The organism is Sphingomonas flavida, assembly GCF_036663655.1.
GTDB lineage: Bacteria > Pseudomonadota > Alphaproteobacteria > Sphingomonadales > Sphingomonadaceae > Sphingomonas.
Genome location: NZ_JAXOJH010000002.1, coordinates 397,854 through 414,738 on the forward strand (window position 1 = coordinate 397,854; position 16,885 = coordinate 414,738).

The window sequence follows — 16,885 nt, forward strand, 5'->3', positions numbered from 1 at the left end:
CACGATCAGGCGTTTAACCAACTATTTGGAGTCGGCGGTTAGAGTTGGGGGCAATCGGGAGCGTCAGGGCTTTCGACCTGCCGGGATTTCACATGCTCTCTTCCATGCCCATACCCAAGAAAATCGGTTTGGCCTTCGCCGTTGTCCTGCTGTCCGTCCTGGTGATGATGGGCACCTTGTGGTGGGTGCTGTCACGGATCGAATCGACCAGTGCGCAGAGTGTGGCTGCGCAAGATGCCTATACCGCCACGCTGAACATGGAGGGCGGCGTCCAGCGCGAGAACAGTCAGATGCGCGGCTTCCTGATCACCGGGGACGAAGACTATCTGAAGCAATATTACGAATCGCGCGCCAGCGAGGGTGAGGCGGCGGCGATATTGGCCAAGTTCCTCGCCAGCAATCCACAGGCGCAGGCGCAGGCGGCGGACTCGCATGCCAGGATCCAGGAATGGCGGCGTGACATCTCCGACCCGCTGATCGCACGCAGCCGCACCGACCGCGAAGGGGCCCAGGCCTGGCTTCGCGCCAATAGCGAGCGGGTGCGCGTCACCTCGATCCTGCAGCCGTTGCGTGATCTGCGCACCGTGATGAAGGTCACGATGACGGCCGCGCGCGCCGATCGCAAGGCGACGCTGCGGGCGGGGCAATGGAGCCTGGTCATCGGTGGCCTGGTCATGATCAGCGTGGCGATCGCGATGGCGATGATGCTGTCGCGTGCGCTGGGCCGTCCCATCGTCCGGCTGACCGAGGTGATGGATACGCTGGCACGCGGTCGCAACGACATTGTCGTCCCGGATGCCGAGCGAGGCGATGAGCTGGGCAGCATGTCGCGCGCCGTGGTCGTGTTCCGCGACGCCGCCGTCGCCAAGGCACGCGCGGACGCCGAACAGAATGAGATGGTCGACCGTATCGGCCATGCGCTTGGCCGCCTGGCCGACTCGGACCTGACGACCCGGCTGTCGGGCTTCCCGCCCTCCTATGCGGCGATCGAACGCGACTTCAACACGGCGGTGTCGCGCCTGTCGGGTTCGCTGGGGGCGGTGCGGGTCAATGTCTCCGGGATCAACAGCGGCGTGATCGAGATGAACGAGGCCGCCGACGATCTGGCCCGCCGTGCCGAACAGCAAGCGGCCAGCATCGAGGAAACCTCGGCCGCGATGAACGAGATCGCGCAGTCGGTGACGGTGGCGGCGAACAAGGCGCAGTCGGCCGAAGTCATCGTCCGCAAGGCCAGCAGCGATGTCGCGCACAGCGAAGAGATCGTTCGCCGCACCGTTTCCGCGATCGGCGACATCGAACGTTCGTCCAACGAAATCGCCGACATCATCGCGGTGATCGATGGCCTGTCCTTCCAGACCAACCTGCTGGCGCTGAACGCGGGCGTCGAGGCGGCGCGCGCGGGTGACGCCGGCAAGGGCTTTGCCGTCGTCGCCTCCGAAGTCCGCGCACTTGCCGAACGCTCGGCCGAGGCGGCCCGCGATATCAGCGCGCGGATCACCACCACGGTCGACCGGGTGCGCAGCGGCGTGGAACTGGCCAACCGGACCGACGAGTCGCTGCGCCTGATCGCGAGCGGGATGCACGAGATCAGCGGGCTGGTCGAATCGATCGCGGGCGGCGCGTCGGAACAGGCGACCAGCATCCAGCAGGTCAATCTGGCGATCAACGACATGGACGGCGTGACCCAGGCCAATGCCGCCATGGTCGAGGAGGTGACCGCCGCCGTCCGCGCATTGTCCGCCGAAACCCATGCGCTGGACGATCAGATCAACCGCTTCCGCATCGACGAGATGGCCGCCGCGCCGTCCGCCCCGATCGTGCCAATGCGTCGCGCCGCCAGCCCGGCCCCCGCTCCGGTTCGGCGCGCGGCCGCGCCGGTGCAGGGCAATCTGGCCGTGAAGCCGAGCGATGACGACTGGAGCAGCTTCTGATCGTGTCCTGACGCCGCCCTCTGGTTCTGGAAGGCCCGTGATCCCATCCGGCGGATTGCGGGCCTTTTCCATGTCCGTGCGCTTCGTCGCGGTGCGGGTGCGGCGGGGGGAAGGGGGCGGGGATTGAAAGTCGCGGGCGGTCGGGGCAAGCCGCTGCCATGGATATTCCTCAACGCTACGCCGATTTCATCCAGTGGATCGGCGACGGTACCGGCATGGCCGACAGCCTGTTGCACGTTCATGCGGGCATGGCGGTGCTGTTCCTGGCGCGCATCCTGACCCGCAAGTCGCTGGCCACGCCGATCCCGCTCGCCTGCGTCGCCTTGGCCGAGGCGGGCAACGAGATTCTCGACCGGCTGCATTACGGGTCGTGGCGCTGGGCCGATACGCTGGGCGATATCGCCAACACGATGTTCTGGCCGACCGTGCTGTTCATCGGCCTGAGAATGCGATCCCCACGCGGGCGCCGCTGACCGGTTTCTCCTGCCAAGTTCCAATCGATGTTCGACGAGCAGGGGTTTCATTCCTCTCCTGCAAAGGGAGGGGGACCATCCGCAGGATGGTGGAGGGGTGTCCCCGCCATCGATAGCATAGTACCCCTCCGTCAGACCTGACGGCCTGCCACCTCCCCTGCGAGGGGGAGGGGTGCGGATCAGCCCTCCGGCAGCACCGGTTTCCAGTCCCAGCCCAGCGGATCGCCGTCCATCACCTCGACGCCAGCCGCGAGCAGCGTGTCGCGGATCGCGTCGGAGCGGGCGAAATCCTTGTCCGCCCGCGCGGCACGGCGATCGGCCAGATGCGACTCGATCGTCGCCTCGTCCAGCGTCGCCGCCTTGGGCCGAAGGCGAAGGTCGGCGCGAGTCAGTGTCGCCAACTGCAACCCCAGCGTGGCGTCGAAACCGCCCAGCGCCGCGAGCCGCACCCCCGGCGACAGCTTCTTATCGGCCAGCATCTCGTCCAGCACCGGCAGCGCGCGCGGGGTCGCGAGATCGTCGGACAGCGCGGCGTCCAGCCGTTCGCGATAGGTGGCCGCGTCGCCCTTTTCGGGGGCATCGGCACGGGTGCGCAGTCCCTCGACCGTCTGGACCAGCCGCTTGAGGCGGACCTGTGCCGCGGCCAGGCCGTCCCAGCCGAACTCCATTTCCGACCGATACTGCGCCTGCAGGCACATCAGGCGATAGGCGAGCGGGTGGAAGCCACGGTCCATCAGCGCCTGGAGCGTCAGGAACTCGCCCGACGACTTGGACATCTTGCCGGTCCGGTCGACCAGGAAGTTGTTGTGCATCCAGATATTGGCGCCGCTGTCCGCCGTGCAGCTATGTGCCTGATTCTGCGCGATCTCGTTGGGGTGATGGATTTCGCGGTGGTCGATGCCGCCGGTATGGATGTCGAACTGCGCACCCAGATATTGTTTGCTCATCACCGAGCATTCCAGATGCCAGCCGGGCGCGCCGGGACCCCATGGGCTGTCCCATTCCATCTGGCGCTGCTCGCCCGGCGCGGAGGCGCGCCAGATCGCGAAGTCGGCCGGATGCCGCTTGCCCGCGACCGGATCGATCCGGCTCTCGCCCTCATCCTCCTGATGCCGCGCCAGACGGCCATAGTCGGGCACCGTCGTCACGTCGAAATACAGGCCGTCGGGCAGGCGGTAGCAGTGCTTGTCCTCGATCGCCCTGGCGAAGTCGATCATCTGCGGCACATGCTCGGTTGCCAGCGGGAAGCGGGTCGGCTCGGCGATACCCAGGTCGCTCAGGTTTCGCTTGAAGGCATCGGTGTAATGCCTGGCGATCGCCCAGATATCCTGGCCGCTCTTCTTCGCGGCGGCCTCCATCTTGTCGTCGCCTGCATCGGCGTCGGAGGTCAGGTGGCCGACATCGGTAATGTTGATGATGTGGGTCAGCGGCCAGCCCTTCCACCGCAGCACGCGCGACAGCGTGTCGGTGAAGACATAGGCGCGCAAATTGCCGATATGCGCGTAGTTATAGACCGTCGGACCGCAGGAATAGACGCGGACATTGGCCGGATCGATCGGCCGGAACGTCTCGGGCTGGCGGGTCAGGCTGTTGTACAGAGTCAGCGGGATGCTGGACGAAGAAGCGGTCGCGGTCATGCCGCCTGCCTTAGCCATGTCGGATGCGGCCCGAAAGAGGGCCCCGGTCCGGTTGAAGGCGGACCGGGGCTGGCGCGATGACAGGGGAGGCACCGCGCCGTTTCGTTCCTGCACCCGATAAAGCACAGAAACATGTCAGGGTGTCCGACATACGGGAGTTAGCCGGACAGGCGTGCTTATAGGCGGGTCAGCCTCTCCACGGCATGACCGCTGGATGACAATGGCATTCATTTCAGGGCGTATTTCAGGAGGCTGGCATTGTGTCGGGCCGACGTGTTCGCCAGGGCGCTCACCAATCGGGCGGCGCAATTCGCGATCCAACGGGTTGTAATCGCCCTACCGCGCTGCTAGGAGCGCCCGACGATGCGGCCACAGTTGTTCTGCGGCCGCTTTATCCTGTTTTGCCGGAGCAATTCGTTTTTATGCAGATCATCGTTCGCGACAACAATGTGGATCAGGCCCTTCGCGCGCTCAAGAAGAAGCTGCAGCGGGAAGGCGTGTATCGCGAAATGAAGCTCCGTCGCCACTACGAGAAGCCGTCGGAAAAGCGCGCTCGTGAGCGTGCGGCGGCGGTGCGTCGTGCTCGCAAGCTGGAGCGCAAGCGCGCCGAGCGCGACGGCGCCCGGTAATAGACCGAGCGATTGAGGTCTCCCGCCCGATGGCCATGCCGGCCCGGGCGGGGCCTCGATCCGATCGGTGGCCGGTTCCCGATAGAGCGAATCGGCCCCTTGCCTTAAGGGTTGCCGCTTAGGGTGATCCGTTGAACGCCCACGCACAAAGCGAGAAGCAGGCATGTCCGTAACCGCTGTTCCCATTCGTCCCGTCCGGCGTTCCTATCTGGTCTGGATATGGGTGGCGGTGGCCGTCGCTCTCGTCGTGGCCGCGCTCTTGGCGCGTCAGGGCGATGCCGCCCTGCTGCGTGAAGCGCGTGGTGCGGGCGTGGTGACGACCGCTTCGGGTCTTCAGTACAAGGTGATCGAGCCCGGTCAGGGTGGCGCGCACCCGACCGCGACCGACGTGGCGCTGGTCAACTATACCGGCCGTCTGATCGACGGCACGGTCTTCGACGCTTCCAAGCAGCCGACGCCGATGCCGCTTTCGAGTGTGCTGCCAGGCTTCGCGGAAGCGCTGAAGCTGATGCCCAAGGGTTCGAAGTACCGGTTCTGGCTGCCCGCCAAGCTCGGTTATGGTGATCGTGCCAACGGCCCGATCCCGGCGAATTCGATGCTCGTCTTCGATGTCGAGTTGATCGACTTCATCCCCGAGTCGGTGCTGCGGCAGATGCAGGCACAGCAGTCGATGATGGGCAGTATGCCCGGTGGGGCACCCGGCGGCGCTCCCGGCGCGCCGTCGCCCCGCTGATCGACCAGCCTCACATCCTGCCTTGATCGAACCGAGATCGCCGGAGCCCGCAAGGGTCCCGGCGATTTTGTTATGTGCGGCGTTCATCAACCAGCCTTGTGTCACATTCTTGAGGCAGCGCCGTGCAGTGGCCACTGCGGCTATACCCTGCGATCCGTCACCCCTTATTCCATGTCCTCCCGCCAAGGAGAGGGCATCAGCCGTCTGACGAAGGGGGGTATCTACCGAATATGTGCCCGTCGACAGCACTGAGCAAACCTTATTCGCCCTTTGAAGGCGAGGAGTGAATATAGCGCGCCGGGACTGTCGCCCCCGTTCTGAGGGGCACTTATACTGCGCTGCAAGACGAAGTGGGGCAGGCTGCGCCTAACCGCAAACGCTCGCCAACGGCCTGTGAGCATCGGTTTTGCGACATTGCTTTGCAGAGGGTGGGGGGGAGGCCCCGGTCGCGCTGGAGAAGGCAAGAGGTCAGCGGTGATGCATCGGCCGAAGCATCAAAATCTGCGGACCAAGCTCTACAAGCACGCTTCAGGGCGGACGGCAATACGGTCGACTTGGCCTCTGCCACCAAGTCGTCGCTAGAATTTGATCCACCTGATCTGAAATATTGTCCCGCCGTCCCGGCTTCCCGTCGGAGCGGTGCTTCAGCTTGACTGGATCAAAATCCCAAATTCATGTCGGAGGCGTCAGTTGATACGTAGGTCTCGCCAACACATCACAAGAGCAAGGCGACGGCATCAGTACTATGATCTTCACTAGACAAAAAAAATAGCGGCCCGAAGGCCGCTATTCCTCTCAGCCGTAAGGCTGAAGCAACTTAGTTGCTGTCCGGCGAGTCGTCCGAATCGGCGACCACGACGATGCCCGCAACAACGGCAGCAGCTGCGAGAACCGCAACCAGGATGCCACCGCCGGCCAGGCCGTTCTTCTTAGCAGCCGGGGCCGAAGCGCGAACCGACTTCGAAACCGAAAGGCTGGCAGCCGGATTCGCAGCCATTGCCGGAGCAACGGTCATCGAAACGGCGGCAGCGGCGACGAGAAACTTCCCAAGACGCATGTCGAACTCCCTTAAAATTGTCAGTGGGCACATGGCACGTCGACCGCGACATGGCAACCCTACCAACGTGTGTAGGGCAGTTATGCTCCCACACCGATGCGGCAATGCAACATTACTTCGCCGCACAACGGCTTATAGTGCGCTTTACCGCTAAACGGAATGCCCCGGCAAACGTTTCGCCTCGGTAAAGAGCCGTCAGGTGGAAAAAACATGACGCGTGGCATCTTCCAGCATCAGCGCGGTCAGGCGATCGCTGTGATAGGCGCCGGTATCTATACCAATTCGATGAGGCAGCATCTCCGCCTCTTCGGCCACGGTGTGACCATGGACGACCATCTTTTCCAACGGTGCGCGGTGGTCGAGAAAGGGGTCGCGAATCCAGCGGGTTTCGGCCAGCTTCTGCTCGGACAGCGGCACGCCGGGGCGGATGCCCGCATGGACGAAGACATAGTCGCCCATGATCAGGATTTCCTGCAATCCCGCCATGAAATCGCGATGCGCCACGGGCACCCGCGCGTTCAGGCGGTCGGCGACTTCGGCATAGTCCAGCCGCTCATAGTCTTCCGCGCTCACGCCATAGCTTATCAGCGTCTCTCGACCGCCGATCCGGCAGAACAGGCGTAGCGCCTTGTCGTCGCCATCGATCGCACGAAGGAAGATCTCTTCATGATTGCCCATCAGGCAATGGACATGCGGATCGGCAGCGGCGAGCAGGCGGACGCGCTCGACCACGCCCGCGGAATCGGGCCCCCGATCGACCAGATCGCCCAGGAACACCAGATGGCGCTCGGCAGGCGGCCGGGCCGCGTGATCGGCGTCGATTCTCGCCAGAATGTCATCGAGCAGATCGAGGCGACCATGAATGTCGCCGACCGCATAGACGCGCCGCCCCGGTGCCATGACCGGCACGAAGGCCGGCGCGCGCTTTCGTAGATTCAGTAACTTGGCAAGCATGAAGGGTCTGGTTTCCGCAACTCGCGGTTGTCCTTAGGCTTCCCCGCTTCCCCGTGCAATGCGGCGTGACGGTCAGGCCTGGTCGGGCCAGAGCCCCCGCGTATCCAAGACCGCCTTGCCTCGCCGCTCGTCCAGGGGCACGGATCGGAAAATATCGTGATCGACCAGAACGACCATCGCCTCGCAAGTTTCCAGCGCGGTGTCGATATCGATCAGCCGGGCTCCGGTGCCGTCAAAGGCGCGGGGCAGGGTGGTGGCATAGGGTTCGACGATATGAATGCGCTCGCCGAACCGGGCCGCCAGCGCCGCAGCGACCTTCAGCGCCGGGCTTTCGCGGAAATCGTCGATATTGGCCTTGAAGGCGAGGCCCAGACAGGCGACCGGCCCGTCCTGCGCCTCGACCATCGCGGCGGCGGTGGCGATGACATGCTCGGTCTTGCCATCGTTCACTTCGCGCGCGGTGCGGATCAGCGGCGTGTTGGCGGGGTCGGCTGCCACCAGGAACCACGGGTCGACCGCGATGCAGTGCCCGCCGACGCCGGGGCCGGGCGACAGGATGTTGACGCGCGGATGGCGATTGGCCAGCCGGATCACCTCCCACACATCGACGCCCAGCGTATCGGCGACCAGGCTCAATTCGTTGGCAAAGGCGATGTTGACGTCGCGAAAGGCGTTTTCGGTCAGCTTCGTCATCTCCGCCGCGCGCGCGGTGGTGGTGACGCAGGCGCCGCGCACGAAGCGCCGGTAAAAGGCCAAGGCCTTGCGGGCGCAACGCGGCGTGATGCCGCCGATCACCCGGTCATTGTCGATCAACTCGACCAGGATGCGACCCGGCAACACGCGTTCGGGGCAATAGGCGATGGCGATATCGGCCTGTTCGCCCGGCCGCGCCGCGCCCGGCATCCGCAGGTCGGCGCGCAGCTCCGCAATCAGGTCGCGGACCTTTTCGGTGGTGCCCACCGGCGAGGTCGATTCGAGGATGACCGTGTCCCCGGTCTTCAGCACCGGTGCGACGGCGCGCGCGGCATCGAGGACATAGGTGATGTCGGGCTGGCGATCCTGGGTGAAGGGCGTGGGCACCGCGATGACGAAGACATCGGCGGGCGCGACGGACAGCGACGCCTTCAGGCTGCCGCGCGCGACGACGCCGGACACCAGGCCGTCAAGGTCGACCTCCTCGATATGCACGCGGCCCGAATTGATCGTCTCGACGACCGAGGGAGTAACGTCGACGCCAGTCACCATGGCACCGGTGCGGGCGATGACGGCGGCGGTGGGCAGGCCGATATAGCCCAGGCCCATCACCGTGACCGAAAGCTCAGAGTCCAAGGGCATGCGCGATGATCCTGCTGATCTGCCGGGCGGTATCGCCGCGGCCATAAGGGTTGTGGGCCTTGGCCATGGCGGCATGGCGGGCGGGCTGGTCGAGCAGCGCCAGCACTTCATCGACGATGCGGTCCTCGTCGGTGCCGATCAGCCGCGCCGTGCCCGCCGCCACGCCTTCGGGGCGTTCGGTGGTTTCGCGCATCACGAGGACCGGTTTGCCGAGTGCGGGCGCCTCTTCCTGTACTCCACCCGAGTCGGTCAGGACGATATGCGCGGCGTCGAGCGCGCGGACGAAATGCGGATAGTCGAGCGGGGCGATGCGCGCGATCGCCGGGTGATCGCCCAGCACCGCGTCCATGACCGCGACGACATTGGGGTTGGGATGGACGGGAAAGAGGATGCCGACATCGGGCCGATCGGCGATCCGGCGCAGCGCGCGGGCGATCGCGGCCATGCCGTCGCCGAAATTCTCCCGCCGGTGGGTCGTAACCAGGACGATCCGCTTGCCCGCCAGTCGGTCCAGCACGGCGTCGAGCCCCCCGGCCAGGGCGGGGTCGGCGGCGATCCGTTCCTTCGTCCAGTGCAGTGCATCGATCACGCTGTTGCCGGTGACGTGGATCCGCGCCGGGTCGATCCCCTCGGCCTTCAACGCACCCGCCGCCGTGTCAGTGGGCGCGAAATGCAGCGCGGCGATCGGCGCGATCATCCGCCGGTTCACCTCTTCGGGCCAGGGCTGGTAGATGTCGCCCGAGCGCAGCCCGGCCTCGACATGCGCCACCGGGACCTTGCGATAATAGGCCGCCAGCGCACCCGCCATGGCGGTGGCGGTATCGCCCTGCACGACGACCATCGCAGGCCGTTCGGCATCCATGACCTCACCAAGGCCGGTGAGCAGCCGTGCGGTCAGCCGGTCGAGCGACTGGCCCGGCTCCATGAGGTCCAGATCGTGATCGGGCTTCAGTCCGGCGATATCGAGCACCTGATCCAGCATGCCGCGATGCTGCGCCGTGACGCAGATTCGCACCGGTGCCGCGCCGCTTTGCGCCAGGTCATTGATTACCGGGAACAGTTTGATCGCTTCGGGCCTTGTGCCGAAAACGATGAGGATCGGTGCAGCTGTCATCGGCCGATTCATAACCTGTCGTTTTTAAGGACACCCTAACCGCATAGGCCCCGCAATGGGCTATGTCGCTACGCAACATATGGTTAAGGACGAAATGATTCAGGGAGGTTTCATGACGATCAAGAAGGTTCGCAAGGCGGTATTTCCGGTGGCGGGTCTGGGCACGCGGTTCCTGCCGGCGACCAAGTCTATGCCCAAGGAGATGTTGACGGTCGTCGACAAGCCGCTGATCCAGTACGCGGTCGAGGAAGCGCTGGAGGCAGGGATCGAGCAGATCATCTTCGTCACCGGGCGCGGCAAGGGCGCGCTGGAGGATCATTTCGACATCTCCTACGAGCTGGAAGCGACGATGAAGGCGCGCGGCAAGAGCCTGTCCGTCATCGAGTCCATCCGCCAGAAGCCCGGCTCGCCCGTCTATGTCCGTCAGCAGGAACCGCTGGGCCTGGGCCATGCGGTGTGGTGCGCGCGCGAGATCGTCGGCGACGAGCCGTTCGCGGTGCTGCTGCCCGACGAGTTGATGGTCGGCGGCTTCATGAAGCAGATGGTCGAGGCCTATGATCAGGTCGGCGGCAACGTCATCGGCGCACTCGAAGTGCCCGACAGCGAGACCGACAAGTACGGCATCATCTCGCCCGGCAAGCAGGACGGTCGCCTGACCGAAGTGACCGCGCTGGTCGAAAAGCCCAAGGGCAAGGCGCCGTCGAACCTCATGATCCCCGGCCGCTACATCCTGCAGCCCGAGGTGATGCAGATCCTCGACGCGCAGGAACCGGGCGCGGGCGGCGAGATCCAGCTGACCGACGCGATGGCCAAGCTGATCGGCAACCAGCCTTTCCACGGCTTTACCTTTGATGGTCAGCGTTACGACTGCGGCGACAAGGCGGGCTGGCTGACCGCGAACCTGGCGCTGGGCCTAGCACGCGACGACATCGGTCCCGTGGTGCGGGAGTTCGCCAAGACCTTGCTCGGCTGATCCGGGTTTATCGGGTCGTGGAAGAGGGGCGGGGCCGAAAGGCCACCGCCCCTTCTTATTCCTCTCCAAGCTTGCTTGGGGAGGGGGACCGCCCGGCAAAGCCGGGTGGTGGAGGGGCAGAGCTGCCTTGGCGACGGTGTTTCGGCCCGTATGGGGTCTGCCCCTCCACCCCCGGGCTGACGCCCGGCGGTCCCCCTCCCCATCGGAGATGGGGAGGATTGGGTCTCCCTATGGCCGTTCCCCCCGCCGGGCGAGCCAGCCGAAGGTCAGCAGGATCACCGTCGGGCACAGCATCGTATTCCAGACGTCGAACCAGCTCGCAGGCAGATTGCCCTCGTCGGTGGCGTAGAAGGGTTGGAGCAGGTCATAGGCTTCGTTGATCGTCTCGATGATCAGCACGGTTAGCCAGCAGCGCCAGTCCCAGGGCTTGCGCCGCAGGATCAGCGCCGACAGGGTCAGGATCGCCATGCCCGCATAGGCGTGCAGCGTGCTGTCGGGCAGGCCGGTGATCTGGCCGATCCAGCCCTTGTCACCAGTCCAGTCGAACCAGCCGGGCGGTGGCGCGGGGCGGGCGCTCATGCCGCCACCGCATGAGGTTGCGCACAGCGACAGCCGGGGTCCTTGGGTAGGGCAAGCGTGCGGAAGCGCAGACCGAGCAGGTCGGCGATCAGGATGCTGCCCGCCGTATCGCGCCCGAACGGCGCAATAGCGCGTAGCGTTTCCAGTGCGGCCAGGCTGCCCATGATGCCTGTCACCGGCCCCAGCACACCGTCATCGGCACAGGTCAGCCCGTCCTGGTCCGCCGTGTCCCCTACGAAACAGCGGTAACAGGGCTTGTCCGCCTCCCACCCGCGATAGAGCGCCAACTGCCCCTCGAACTGTCCGACCGCAGCGGACACCAGCGGAATGCGCAGCGCCAGTGCGGTGTCCGCCACCGCCAGCCGGGTGGCGAAATTGTCGCATCCGTCGAGGACCACGTCGGCCCCCTCGATCAGTGAGGCGACGTTTTGGGGCGTGACGCGCGTGCGGTGCACCGTCACCGCGACATGCGGGTTCAGTCGCGCGACCCGCGCGGCGGCGGCGTCCACCTTGGGGGTGCCGCAATCGTCGGTGGTGAAGATCGTCTGGCGCTGCAGATTGGACGGCTCGACCACGTCGTCGTCGATCAGGGTCAGCGCACCGACCCCGGCGGCGGCGAGATACTGCATTGCGGGCGAGCCGATGCCGCCTGCACCGATCACCGCGACCCGGCCCTGTTTCAACCGGATCTGCCCACTTCCGCCAAATTCACGCAGCACCATGTGGCGGGCATAGCGGGCCAGTTCGTCGTCGGTCAGGATCATCCCGGCCATGTATAGGTGATGACGGTGCGATACCAGCGATCGCCCTCCATCATCGTGCGGTGCGCCAGGTGACGGATCATCCGCTGGGTCACGCCCGCGCTATATTGCTCGACCGTGGGGCAGCCGATCGCCAGCGGCACCACGTTCTCGGCGCCAGCGTCGGCGGCACTGATCCGTACGGCCAGCGGCACGACCAGGACATTCTGGCCATCGACCTGCCGCGACCGGGGACAGCGGCCCGCCGCCACCTCGCCCCGAACGAAGCGGACCATGTCGGGCTCGGCCGGGGGCAGGGTGATGGCTGTCAGCGTCGACCAGTCGTGCGGCGGCTCGGTTGCGGCGGCGGGGGGCAGCGTCACCTGGACGAGCGCAGCGAGCAGCAGCGGAGCGATCATCGACCGGTCGATCCGAAGCCGCCGTCACCCCGCTGCGTCGAGTCGAGCTGGTCGACTTCCACCAGCGTGGCGCGCTGGACCGGGGCGGGGACCAGCTGGGCGATACGCTCGCCGCGCACGACTTCGAACGGCTGCTCGCCCAGATTGGCGAGGATCACCTTCACCTCGCCGCGATAATCCTCGTCGATGGTGCCGGGGGTGTTGAGGCAGGTGATGCCGTTCTTCAGCGCAAGGCCCGAGCGCGGGCGCACCTGCACCTCGTAACCGGGCGGAATCGCGATGGAGAAACCAGTCGCCACGGCGACCCGTTTGCCGGGTTCCAGCGTCAGCGACTCGGCGGCGACCACGTCCATGCCCGCCGCGCCGGGCGTCGCATAAGCGGGGAGCGGAAGCCCTTCGCCATGGGGCAAGCGTTTGAGGGCAATGGAAATCGGTGCAAGCGTCATGGTCGCCCTTGTAGCGCATCCGCGATGCGTTGCGCGAGCCCCCTGGCGACGTCGCCTTTGGCCATCCGCTCCCAGCTTTCCACGCCATCGGCGGTGACCAGGTGGACCCGGTTCGCCTCGCCGCCGAACACGTCGCCCGACACGTCGTTGGCGACGATCCAATCGGCGCGCTTGCGCAGGCGCTTGGCGACGGCGTGTTCGATGACGTTCTCGGTCTCGGCGGCAAAGCCCACCACCAGTTCCGGCCGGTCGGGCGAGGCCGCGACGGTGGCGAGGATGTCGGGATTCTCGACCAGCGCCAGCGCGGGTGTCGCGCCGCCGTCCTTCTTCACCTTCTGCCCCGCCGCCTCGACCCGCCAATCGGCAACGGCGGCAACCATCACGGCGGCATCGGCGGGCAGCGCGGCCGCCACCGCATCGGCCATCTGGCGTGCGGTTTCGACATCGACGCGGGTGACGCCCGCCGGGGTCGGCAAGGTCACCGGCCCGGCGACCAGCGTGACGCGTGCACCCAGATCGGCGAGCGCGCCCGCCACCGCAAAGCCCTGTCGCCCCGACGAGCGGTTGGCGATGTAGCGGACCGGGTCGATCGGTTCGTGGGTCGGACCCGCCGTGACCAGTATGTGGCGTCCCGCCAGCGGACGGTGTGCGGGGGCCAGCTTCGCGGCGATTGCGGCCATGATGGCGGACGGCTCGGGCAGGCGGCCGGGGCCGAATTCGCCGCAGGCCATCATGCCCTCGTCCGGGGTCATCACGTCGATGCCGTCGGCGCGAAGCTGTGCGACGTTGCGCTGCGTCGCAGGGTGCAGCCACATACGTACGTTCATCGCGGGCGCGACCAGCACCGGCGTGTCGGTCGCCAGCAGCAACGTCGTCGCCAGGTCATCGGCATGGCCGCCCGCCATGCGTGCCATCAGGTCGGCGGTGCCGGGGGCGACGACGATCAGGTCGGCCTCGCGGCTGAGCTTGATATGTCCCATCTCGGCCTCGTCCTTCAGGTCCCACAAAGTGGTGAAAACCTGGTTTTCGGACAGCGCGGCCAGCGTCATCGGCGTGACGAAATGGCTGCCCCCCTCGGTCAGGACGCAGCGGACGCCATGCCCCGCCTTGCGAAGCAGGCGGATCAGTTCGCAGGACTTATAGGCGGCGATGCCACCGCCGACGATCAACAGGATATGGCTCATCGCACGACTCGCGTTACGGTGATGCGCCGCCGGTCGCGTGCGGCCAGGACCAGGTCCCGTATGCCGTCGGGCGCGAAGACGATGCCAAGGAAGAACAGGGGCGACAGGCCCAGCACCATGGCGGGCGATCCGGTTACCGCTGCCAGCAATGCATAGACGATCATCGTCGCCCCTACCCGCCGCGCCACCGGTTGCCGCCAATGCACCCAGCCCAGTGCGGCCAGCACCGCCAGCGGCACGACGACCGCCATCGGCAGGAAATCGACCGCATGGGTCGCGGCAATCGACGCGATCAGCGTGCCGGGTGCGATGGGATGGAAGGGGCCGTCCATCGCCGGATCGATCGCCGACACCAGCCCGGACAGGGCCTGGCCATGCGCCGCCAGCACCAGCAGCGCGATGGCCAGCGCGACGACCCAGCCGATCGCCTCACGCCGTGCACCCGCCCGCGCCGCGAGCACCAGCATGACGATCGCATGGGGCAGCGCCATCGGGGTCAGGATCATCGCGGCCAGACCCAACGCCGCCGCGCTGGTGCCGCCCTCCGGCCGTCGCTGGACGAGTGAGAGGGCGATCAGAATCCCGGCCCAGCTTTCGGGTACGGTCACCATCGGCAGGTCCGCGAGCGGAACCAGCCCCGCGATCAGCAGGACGGCCAGCAGCGCGGTGGCCATCTGCCCTTCCAGAACGGGCACCACCCGCCGCAGCCAGCCCGCAATCACCATCAGGCCCAACAGTAGCATCGCACCGCGCCACACCAAAGGCGGCAGTGCGGCGAGCGTGACGAACAGGGCGGGCAGCGGCACCGCGAACAGATCGGGCCGCAGCGCCCGCTCATTGTCGCGCAACGCATCCAGGGCGGCGGGATAATAGGACTGGCCATGCCGGACATGGTCCAGGATCGTGGTCGTCACCGGGGCCAGGCGCTCGGCCACCGGCTCGAACGCCCCTTGCGTGGCATAGCCGATCGCGACCAGCAGGATCAGCAGCGCCAGGACGCCCCGCGCCAGCATCGGCGACAGGCCCGTCAAACGTCCCGGCTGGCTCAACCAGAGCGGCCGGATCGTGCGGCGGAGCGGGGCGGGGGGCGCTGTGCCCTGCATCCTGACCCCTGTGGCCTTACCGGAGCACGGCCAGCGTCGCCGCCACGCCCGCCGCCGCCGACAGCATCGACAACAGCGCGTAGCGCCAGCCGCCGCCGATCCGCACGACCTCGATCTGCTTGAGCGGCGGGGCGGGAGGCTCGCCACCGGGCGCGGGGTAGCGCGCCTCGATCCGGCGGACCAGTTCGGGCAGGCGGGCCAGCGTCTGCACATCCTCGATCAGCCGGTCGGCGATCTTGGCCTCGGGGCCCAGCTCGGTGCGGATCCATTCGCGGACGAAGGGAGCCGCCGAGTCCCACAGGTTGATGTTCGGGTCGAGGCTGGTCGCCACGCCCTCGACCATCACCATCGTCTTTTGCAGCAGCAGCAGGTGCGGCTGCGTCACCATGTCGAAGTCGCGCGTGATCGAGAACAGGCCGTCGAGCATCATGCCGATCGACATGTCCTTGACCGGCAACCCGCGCATCGGCTCGCCCACCGCACGCAGCGCGGTGGCGAACTCGGCGACATTGTGATGGGCGGGGACGTACCCCGCCTCGAAATGAATCTCGGCGACGCGCTTGTAGTTGCCGGTGATCAGGCCATAGAGGATCTCGGCCAGCCAGACCCGTGCACGCCGGTCGATCCGGCCCATGATGCCGAAGTCGATCGCGGCGATCTTGTTGCCGGGCAGGGCGAACAGATTGCCCTGGTGCATGTCGGCGTGGAAGAATCCTTCCGCGATCGCCTGGCGCAGAAAGGCGCGGACCAGCGTCTGGGCCAGGTGCGGCAGGTCGTATCCCGCCTCGACCAGCGCCGGGCGGTTGGACAGCTTGATACCGTCGACCCACTCGACCGTCAGCACCTTCGCTGTCGAGCGCTGCCAGTCGATCTTCGGAACCATGAAATCGGGCTCGGCGGTCATCGCTTCGGCCAGTTCGGAGGCCGAGGCCGCCTCGCGCCGGAAGTTCAGCTCGCGCAGCGTCCAGCGCCGGAAATTCTCGACCGTCAGGCGCGGGCGCAGGCGCGCCGCCTCGCCGCTCATCCCTTCCACCTGGGCGGCGGCCCATTGATAGGTGTCGATGGCGCGGGCGAAGTCTTCCTCGACGCCGGGGCGCAGCACCTTGACCGCGACGGTGCGGCCATCGGTGGTGACGGCACGATGCACCTGCGCGATCGAGGCGGCGCCGACCGGGGTTTCCTCGATCGAGGCGAAGAAGTGCGAGGGCGGGCGGCCCATGCTGGCTTCCATCGCGGCGCAGATCGTCGCGAAGGGCACCGGGGGCAGCTGGTCCTGAAGCCGCAGCAGGTCGTGCGCGGCGTCGTCGCCGACCAGGTCGGGGCGGGTCGCCAACGTCTGGCCCAGCTTGATCGCCGCCGGGCCGATCGCCTGGAACGCATCGGCATAGGCGGGCTTGGCGGGCTGGCGCGTGCCGAAGCGGGCGACGCGGGCCAGCCGCCGCACGGGCGCAGGCGTATGGGGATCGCGCTCGATCCCGCGCAGCGCGCCATGCCGCGCCAGCGTCCGCCCCCATTTGAGCAGACGCCACAGATGCACCACCGGCTGGGTCACAGGGCGAATCCGCCCGCGCGTCCCTG

The 16,885-nt window shown here is 66.7% G+C and carries 17 protein-coding genes; 5 read left to right on the forward strand and 12 right to left on the reverse strand.

The features are described from left to right. The first annotated feature begins 128 nt into the window (after positions 1-128). Together U1703_RS04040 and U1703_RS04045 are read left to right on the forward strand one after the other, a co-directional pair. On the forward strand, positions 129-1,931 hold the full coding sequence (locus U1703_RS04040; protein ID WP_332784675.1) for a methyl-accepting chemotaxis protein: 1,803 nt from the start codon (positions 129-131) through the stop codon (positions 1,929-1,931). 158 nt (positions 1,932-2,089) lie between these two features. After that, entirely contained in the window at positions 2,090-2,404 is a 315-nt protein-coding gene (locus U1703_RS04045) for a hypothetical protein (RefSeq protein WP_320452532.1), read from the forward strand. Positions 2,405-2,583: 179 nt separating this feature from the next. On the opposite strand, the gene cysS is transcribed toward U1703_RS04045, so the two are convergent. Next, the gene (gene cysS / locus U1703_RS04050; protein WP_332784676.1) at positions 2,584-4,041 is read right to left on the reverse strand and encodes a cysteine--tRNA ligase; all 1,458 of its coding nucleotides are present in this window, start codon (positions 4,039-4,041) and stop codon (positions 2,584-2,586) included. A gap of 422 nt (positions 4,042-4,463) precedes the next feature. Here cysS and rpsU point away from each other — a divergent pair, with 422 nt between their 5' ends. Beyond that, positions 4,464-4,670 carry a 30S ribosomal protein S21 gene (gene rpsU / locus U1703_RS04055; protein ID WP_007404630.1) on the forward strand — a complete coding sequence of 69 codons (207 nt, stop codon included), beginning with the start codon at positions 4,464-4,466 and terminating at the stop codon, positions 4,668-4,670. A 163-nt stretch (positions 4,671-4,833) separates the two neighbouring features. Then, on the forward strand, positions 4,834-5,403 hold the full coding sequence (locus U1703_RS04060) for an FKBP-type peptidyl-prolyl cis-trans isomerase (RefSeq protein WP_332784677.1): 570 nt from the start codon (positions 4,834-4,836) through the stop codon (positions 5,401-5,403). Positions 5,404-6,220: 817 nt separating this feature from the next. Here U1703_RS04060 and U1703_RS04065 read toward each other — a convergent pair. The 4 genes from U1703_RS04065 to wecB all read right to left on the reverse strand — a co-directional run bounded on the left by U1703_RS04065 (position 6,221) and on the right by wecB (position 9,863). After that, positions 6,221-6,460: a hypothetical protein gene (locus U1703_RS04065; RefSeq protein WP_320452529.1), complete on the reverse strand. Its 240-nt coding sequence runs from the start codon at positions 6,458-6,460 to the stop codon at positions 6,221-6,223. A gap of 195 nt (positions 6,461-6,655) precedes the next feature. Further along, positions 6,656-7,414, reverse strand: a complete 759-nt coding sequence (locus U1703_RS04070) for a metallophosphoesterase family protein (RefSeq protein WP_332784678.1) — start codon at positions 7,412-7,414, stop codon at positions 6,656-6,658. A 72-nt stretch (positions 7,415-7,486) separates the two neighbouring features. Then, on the reverse strand, positions 7,487-8,749 hold the full coding sequence (gene wecC, locus U1703_RS04075) for a UDP-N-acetyl-D-mannosamine dehydrogenase (protein ID WP_332784679.1): 1,263 nt from the start codon (positions 8,747-8,749) through the stop codon (positions 7,487-7,489). Next, entirely contained in the window at positions 8,733-9,863 is a 1,131-nt protein-coding gene (wecB, locus tag U1703_RS04080) for a non-hydrolyzing UDP-N-acetylglucosamine 2-epimerase (RefSeq protein ID WP_332784680.1), read from the reverse strand. The genes wecC and wecB overlap by 17 nt, the downstream gene beginning before the upstream one ends. 112 nt (positions 9,864-9,975) lie before the next feature. On the opposite strand from wecB, the gene galU reads away from it, so the two are divergent. After that, the gene (gene galU, locus U1703_RS04085) at positions 9,976-10,836 is read left to right on the forward strand and encodes a UTP--glucose-1-phosphate uridylyltransferase GalU (RefSeq protein ID WP_320452525.1); all 861 of its coding nucleotides are present in this window, start codon (positions 9,976-9,978) and stop codon (positions 10,834-10,836) included. A 228-nt stretch (positions 10,837-11,064) separates the two neighbouring features. Here the strand turns inward: galU and U1703_RS04090 are convergent, their stop codons facing one another. The 7 genes from U1703_RS04090 to ubiB are packed head-to-tail and all read right to left on the reverse strand — an operon-like array spanning position 11,065 to position 16,859. After that, the gene (locus U1703_RS04090) at positions 11,065-11,415 is read right to left on the reverse strand and encodes a hypothetical protein (RefSeq protein ID WP_332784681.1); all 351 of its coding nucleotides are present in this window, start codon (positions 11,413-11,415) and stop codon (positions 11,065-11,067) included. Then, complete coding sequence (locus U1703_RS04095) at positions 11,412-12,179, reverse strand: HesA/MoeB/ThiF family protein (protein ID WP_332784723.1); 768 nt, start codon at positions 12,177-12,179, stop codon at positions 11,412-11,414. Before U1703_RS04095 ends, U1703_RS04090 begins: the two co-directional genes overlap by 4 nt. Continuing rightward, positions 12,176-12,574 (reverse strand): hypothetical protein, encoded by a 399-nt coding sequence (locus U1703_RS04100; protein ID WP_332784682.1) that lies wholly within the window; start codon positions 12,572-12,574, stop codon positions 12,176-12,178. Before U1703_RS04100 ends, U1703_RS04095 begins: the two co-directional genes overlap by 4 nt. Then, a complete protein-coding gene (gene dut / locus U1703_RS04105; protein WP_320452522.1) occupies positions 12,571-13,020 on the reverse strand; it encodes a dUTP diphosphatase in 450 nt (149 codons plus the stop codon). The genes U1703_RS04100 and dut overlap by 4 nt, the downstream gene beginning before the upstream one ends. Next, the gene (gene coaBC / locus U1703_RS04110; RefSeq protein WP_332784683.1) at positions 13,017-14,204 is read right to left on the reverse strand and encodes a bifunctional phosphopantothenoylcysteine decarboxylase/phosphopantothenate--cysteine ligase CoaBC; all 1,188 of its coding nucleotides are present in this window, start codon (positions 14,202-14,204) and stop codon (positions 13,017-13,019) included. The genes dut and coaBC overlap by 4 nt, the downstream gene beginning before the upstream one ends. Next, positions 14,201-15,307 (reverse strand): hypothetical protein, encoded by a 1,107-nt coding sequence (locus U1703_RS04115; protein ID WP_332784684.1) that lies wholly within the window; start codon positions 15,305-15,307, stop codon positions 14,201-14,203. Before U1703_RS04115 ends, coaBC begins: the two co-directional genes overlap by 4 nt. A gap of 16 nt (positions 15,308-15,323) precedes the next feature. Continuing rightward, positions 15,324-16,859: a 2-polyprenylphenol 6-hydroxylase gene (gene ubiB, locus U1703_RS04120; protein ID WP_332784685.1), complete on the reverse strand. Its 1,536-nt coding sequence runs from the start codon at positions 16,857-16,859 to the stop codon at positions 15,324-15,326. Positions 16,860-16,885 lie beyond the last annotated feature (26 nt).

Bases quoted from the DNA above. Each gene is read 5' to 3' on its own strand.
- wecC (WP_332784679.1), bottom strand. From the start codon at position 8,749: ATGCCCTTGGACTCTGAGCTTTCGGTCACGGTGATGGGCCTGGGCTAT.
- U1703_RS04060 (WP_332784677.1), top strand. From the start codon at position 4,834: ATGTCCGTAACCGCTGTTCCCATTCGTCCCGTCCGGCGTTCCTATCTG.
- rpsU (WP_007404630.1), top strand. From the start codon at position 4,464: ATGCAGATCATCGTTCGCGACAACAATGTGGATCAGGCCCTTCGCGCG.
- U1703_RS04100 (WP_332784682.1), bottom strand. From the start codon at position 12,574: ATGATCGCTCCGCTGCTGCTCGCTGCGCTCGTCCAGGTGACGCTGCCC.
- dut (WP_320452522.1), bottom strand. From the start codon at position 13,020: ATGACGCTTGCACCGATTTCCATTGCCCTCAAACGCTTGCCCCATGGC.
- cysS (WP_332784676.1), bottom strand. From the start codon at position 4,041: ATGACCGCGACCGCTTCTTCGTCCAGCATCCCGCTGACTCTGTACAAC.
- U1703_RS04070 (WP_332784678.1), bottom strand. From the start codon at position 7,414: ATGCTTGCCAAGTTACTGAATCTACGAAAGCGCGCGCCGGCCTTCGTG.
- U1703_RS04090 (WP_332784681.1), bottom strand. From the start codon at position 11,415: ATGAGCGCCCGCCCCGCGCCACCGCCCGGCTGGTTCGACTGGACTGGT.
- U1703_RS04045 (WP_320452532.1), top strand. From the start codon at position 2,090: ATGGATATTCCTCAACGCTACGCCGATTTCATCCAGTGGATCGGCGAC.
- coaBC (WP_332784683.1), bottom strand. From the start codon at position 14,204: ATGAGCCATATCCTGTTGATCGTCGGCGGTGGCATCGCCGCCTATAAG.
- galU (WP_320452525.1), top strand. From the start codon at position 9,976: ATGACGATCAAGAAGGTTCGCAAGGCGGTATTTCCGGTGGCGGGTCTG.
- U1703_RS04115 (WP_332784684.1), bottom strand. From the start codon at position 15,307: ATGCAGGGCACAGCGCCCCCCGCCCCGCTCCGCCGCACGATCCGGCCG.
- wecB (WP_332784680.1), bottom strand. From the start codon at position 9,863: ATGACAGCTGCACCGATCCTCATCGTTTTCGGCACAAGGCCCGAAGCG.
- U1703_RS04095 (WP_332784723.1), bottom strand. From the start codon at position 12,179: ATGATCCTGACCGACGACGAACTGGCCCGCTATGCCCGCCACATGGTG.
- U1703_RS04065 (WP_320452529.1), bottom strand. From the start codon at position 6,460: ATGCGTCTTGGGAAGTTTCTCGTCGCCGCTGCCGCCGTTTCGATGACC.